At 67.1% G+C, this 4,988-nt stretch carries 2 protein-coding genes; both read right to left on the reverse strand.

Annotation, left to right across the window (positions count from 1 at the left end; translation table 11 throughout):
* Positions 1–755: 755 nt before the first annotated feature.
* Positions 756–983, reverse strand: a complete 228-nt coding sequence (locus tag ABZ532_RS30385; RefSeq protein ID WP_361290901.1) for a hypothetical protein — start codon at positions 981–983, stop codon at positions 756–758.
* A gap of 934 nt (positions 984–1,917) precedes the next feature.
* The gene (locus ABZ532_RS30390; RefSeq protein ID WP_361290904.1) at positions 1,918–4,455 is read right to left on the reverse strand and encodes a Helicase associated domain protein; all 2,538 of its coding nucleotides are present in this window, start codon (positions 4,453–4,455) and stop codon (positions 1,918–1,920) included.
* Positions 4,456–4,988 lie beyond the last annotated feature (533 nt).

Below are 4,988 nucleotides of genomic sequence, written 5' to 3' on the forward strand. Positions count from 1 at the left end.
TGTGAGTCCGGTCTCTCCGGTGGCTCCGGTGAGTCCGGTTTCCCCGGTGGCTCCGGTGAGTCCGGTTTCCCCGGTGGCTCCGGTGAGTCCAGTGGCCCCGGTAAGTCCGGTTTCCCCGGTGGCTCCGGTGAGTCCAGTGGCCCCGGTAAGTCCGGTTTCCCCGGTGGCTCCGGTGAGTCCAGTGGCTCCGGTGAGTCCGGTTTCCCCGGTGGCTCCGGTGAGTCCAGTGGCTCCGGTAAGTCCGGTTTCCCCAGTGGCTCCGGTGAGTCCGGTCTCTCCAGTGGCTCCGGTGAGTCCGGTTTCCCCAGTGGCTCCGGTGAGTCCGGTCTCTCCAGTGGCTCCGGTGAGTCCGGTTTCCCCGATGGCTCCGGTGAGTCCGGTCTCTCCAGTGGCTCCGGTAAGTCCAGTGGCTCCGGTAAGTCCGGTCTCTCCAGTGGCTCCGGTAAGTCCGGTTTCCCCGATGGCTCCGGTGAGTCCGGTTTCCCCGGTGGCTCCGGTGAGTCCAGTGGCTCCGGTAAGTCCGGTTTCCCCGGTGGCTCCGGTGAGTCCGGTTTCCCCGGTGGCTCCGGTGGCTCCGGTGAGTCCAGTAGCACCGGTAGCTCCAGTGGGGCCAGCGGGTCCTGTGGGGGTGAGGTAGGTAATGGTGATTTGGGGTGTGCCAGTTGTGTCTGTAACGGCTTGGGGAGCTGGGGGCCCGAGTGCGCTTGCCGCTACATAGGACCCGCCACTGCCGCCGCCGCCGCCACTGTTGGTGGCTACGCCAGCCCCAGCGCCGCCGCCACCGTTGAACCCACCTCCGCCGCCGCCACCACCGCCGGCGATTCCGCTGCCGCCACCGCCGCCGCCACCGCCGGCCAGTCCGCTGCCGCTGCCTCCGCTGGTGCCGCCGCCGCCACCACCGCCACCTCCCCCTCCGCTGGTGCCGCCGCCGCCGCCGCCACCGCCATTGAGAATTGCGCCGCTGCCGCCACCGCCTCCGGCACCGCCCGCGTTCTGGGGGGTGGTACCCCCGCCGTTGCCGCCGGCACCGCCACTCCCAAGGAGAGAGCCTGTCCCACCATTGCCAGCTGCGGTGTTGAAGTTGCCTCCCGGCTGTCCGCCAGGTGCCCCGCCAGGGCCGGCTCCGTTGCCGCCCCCACCCCCGCCGGCTCCTCCTCCGCCGGCAGCGACGACCAACCGCGGGTCATTGGCCGGGGAGCCGCTGAGAGTGCAGCCAGTGGAGCCGAGGGAGCAGGTCTGAATGGCGCTGGAACCGCCACCGCCGCCGCCACCATTTCCTGTGATGATGACGGTGCCGCCCGCGCCGCCCCCGTTGAATCCGCCAGGACCGCCCCCTCCGCTGGTGGAATTGGATCCGGGTGTGCCGACTTCGACGTAGAGGACGATTCCGGGTGTGACCGCGACTGTGGCGGTGACGGAGGCTCCCTTGCCGCCCACAGCAGCGGAGCTGTTGCCGCCAGGGGCACCGATTGCTGTGACAGCGATACTGCTGACCCCGCTGGGAACGACGAACGTCTGCTCGTTGCCGGTGGGCGTGTACACGCAGACTGTGGACGCGCCGCTGGGGCTGCACGATACGGACAGCAGTGCGATCCGAGAAGCGGTGGTTGTGCGAGTGGGGAAGGTCGCAACTTCCAGGCGGGCTCCCGGCACGTGTGCGAGTGCGACCAGGGGGGAGAGCGCGACGGACCCGGCGGCCAGGACGAGTGCGATGGCGGACGTAAGGCGGCGACTGACAACCCGCCGTAGAGCTGTCCGCCTAGGGCCCAGCGTCAGGCCGGCTGCCGAGCGCCTACCGACCACTTGTGCCGTGAGATTCTCTCTCTCCTGATATTCCTTCCACACTCTGCATAGCTTGGCCGGGCACTCGCCCGTTTCCGTTCACGCGCGCCCATTTTCCCTCTAATAGCACATAACTTAATCCATCTTGAGCCTCGATCTTTCGCGAGAGCCCCGCCTCAGCCCGCGTTGCACCAGGGCCTGCGCTGCTGCCCACTCGAGCCCGAGTCTGGCCAGCCGTTCCAACTGCTCGCCGGTGAGCTTGGCGCGTCTGGTCTTGGTGTTCGCGAGAAACACCCCGAGTTTGACCTCGGTCCCGTCCTTGAGGGTCTCGACGTGAGAGCGGCTGACCGGACCTGTGGTGCCGGTACGCGCCTTGTACTGCGCCAGGGCCGCGCACCCCCGCTCGAACCCCGCAGACGGCGCCCTAGAGGCCTTGACGTGCTCTCTCTGCTCCGGGGGCAGGGGCGTGACCCCAAGGGTCGCCAGGCGTTCGCGCTGACCCTCTTCCAGGCCCTGCCACACCATGTGCTCGCGCTGCCGCTTCAGCCACCCGCCCACATCCGCCCCGGCCGACGTCACGCCCGGCACGATCTCCTCAAGATCAGCACCCAGCGCCAGCAACCGCGCCACGCCGGCGTACTGGCGCTGCCAATCCACCGACCACCCCAGTGCGCGAACATCCCAGTCCGGGTCGATCGCGGCGAGCTGCTCCGCACGCCGCCGCGCCCGCCCCGGCTCTTTGCCCAGAGCGATCCCTTTACGGCAGTTGGCCAGCCACTGCCCCACCGGCTTGTCCAAGGCGGTGGCGGTGACCGGCGCCGCCAGGCTGCCCGTCTCCGCAAAGTACGCACGGGCCGCCGCCAGGTTCTCCTCCCACGCCGCCTCAGCCGGGTACCACTCCACCCCGAGTTCTTCCAGATCCGCCGCCCGCTCCGCGGCCATGGTTCCGGCCCACATGGCACGCCGCTGGTCGGCCAGCCACCGCCCGAGCGGGAATGAGTGCCCGTTCGGCATCAGCTCGCGGTGCTCATACGGCACCGCCAGATGCCCCGACCGGCGCCGGTAGGCCACCGCTGCCCGGTGCCCGGCCTTCCAGTTGGCGTGCTCGGGATCCAGCAGGTTGTACCGCACCATCCGGGCAATCAGCGCCGGATCTCGGTGCGTTCCGAATCGCAGCAACACCCGGTGATCCGCCTCCCCTTCTGCGGGGGCCTCGCCCAGGTACGACGGCATCACAGAAGTCCGGTGTATTCCCTCCTGCGGAATAGCCAGCATTTCCACGGCACGTTCATCATGCGCACGCAACCCGGAAAGAACCTTCACCAATGGCCGATACGAAATCGAATACGGCATATCCTCCGGCGTCTCTTCCGGGCCCAAAATAATCGGCACAATCAACGTGGCCAGTTTCCCCTGCCCCGGTTTCTGCCGCAACGCCCGCCCGATCGCCTGGACGATATCGACCGCCGAACCCTTCGGATCGATCAAGGCGACCGAATCCACCGTTGGTACGTCGACCCCTTCACTCAAAACCCGGCAATTCGACATGACCGCCCGCCCTGCACGGCCCCCGAACTGCGCCAGCCGGTCCGCCCGCACATCCGGCTCATGCTCCCCCGACAACCACGACGTCCACACCGCCTTGGGGTACCGCTCCGGATCCTCCGCATGCAACCGCTTAACCACCCGCCCCAGCCCCTCGGAGAACGCACGCGCCTCAATCGTCCGGTGATGGAAAGTGATACACCGCGTCAGACCATGCGCACTCATCGTCTCCAGCAACGCCGCCTGAAGCACCGCCAGCCGCTCCCCCCGAACCGTCTCCTCCTGCCGCTCCTCCCCATAGAGCCGCTCCGGCGTGAGGCTCTCGTCCCGCAGCTCCGCCACCACGATCTGATACCGCGCAAGCAGCCCCCGCGCGATACTTTCCGACAAGTCCAACTCGAACAGCATCGGCCCGTAAATGGCCTCGTCATCCATGGAACAGGCCATTTCCTCCGGCAACCGATCCAAAGCCGCCGGCCTCTTCGCCCCCTCCCCACCGGCATCCGCCTCCGCACGGCGCCACCGGCGCGGCTCCCGCTCCATCCAAATCCGCGGAGTCGCCGTCATATACAACCGCCGCATCGACGGCAACAACTCCTGATCATGAACCGCCGCCCACGCCTTACCCAACGAACCCGACGTCCGGTGCGCCTCATCCACCAAGATCAGGTCCCACACGTCCATCGGCATGCCGTACTCACCCGCGTGCGCCTCAATCAGCACCGGCAGAGACGCATAGGTAGCGAACACCGTCACTGGCCCCCGACCGTGCCACAGGGCGAGCTGCGGGGCGCTCGTCGTAGACCGCACCCCCAGCGCATACAACCGCGGATCATCACCCAGCGAACACACCGCCACCGACGGTCCCACATGCCCGAACGCTCGCCACTCCTGAACCGTCTGCGCCAACAATTCCAGCGTCGGCACGAGCACCAGAACACGCCCATGCGGGACAAGCCGCTCTGCCGCCGCAGCACCGATGAACGTTTTCCCGGTACCGCACGCACTCACCACCGTGCCCCGCAGCCCCTCCACGGGGATGTTCTTGCCGGGCGGGATATCAAGGCCCCGGACGATGGCCTCAACGGCTTCAATCTGGTGCGGGCGGAGCGGGAATTGATCCGACATGGGACACGTCTCCGATCCAGGGGAGAAGGGGTGTCGATCTGTTCGTGATCCTACCCGCTGCATCACATGATGCCCAGGTCGAAACGAGTTAGCACATAAGTTCGGCCATGTTCGCCCGTCAGGGGTGGAGGATGTGGTACGGTCGACGCCGTCCCGGTAGGTAACCGCAGGGACACTTGCGCCCGCCCCCGATGGCCTGTCAGGTGATGACTGGTCAATTAGCAGGGCTCTTCCTGATGTGTCTTCTCGGGGGCCGCAGCTCGGGTGGGTGGTGACGGTTGGTTCGTGATCCTACCCGGTAGGCGAGTTGATGCATCGCCCCCACCCCCTTGCTGCCCGGCGTAGCCGGTGGGGTGGGAGCGTTAGCGGACACCCCTTAGTGCATTGGAGCGCAGCGGAAATGCATAATTCCCGCGTGCGGGAATTTCATAAAACGCGTCAGCGTTTTATGGCTCAATTCAGTATTGCTTTTAGAATCCGCTTGCGGATTCCATCTTTTCCAGGCGCGCGCGCCTGGTATCCCGCTCCGCGGG

It is taken from the genome of Streptomyces sp. NPDC019396 (genome assembly GCF_040632375.1).
In the GTDB taxonomy this organism is placed as follows: Bacteria; Actinomycetota; Actinomycetes; order Streptomycetales; family Streptomycetaceae; genus Streptomyces.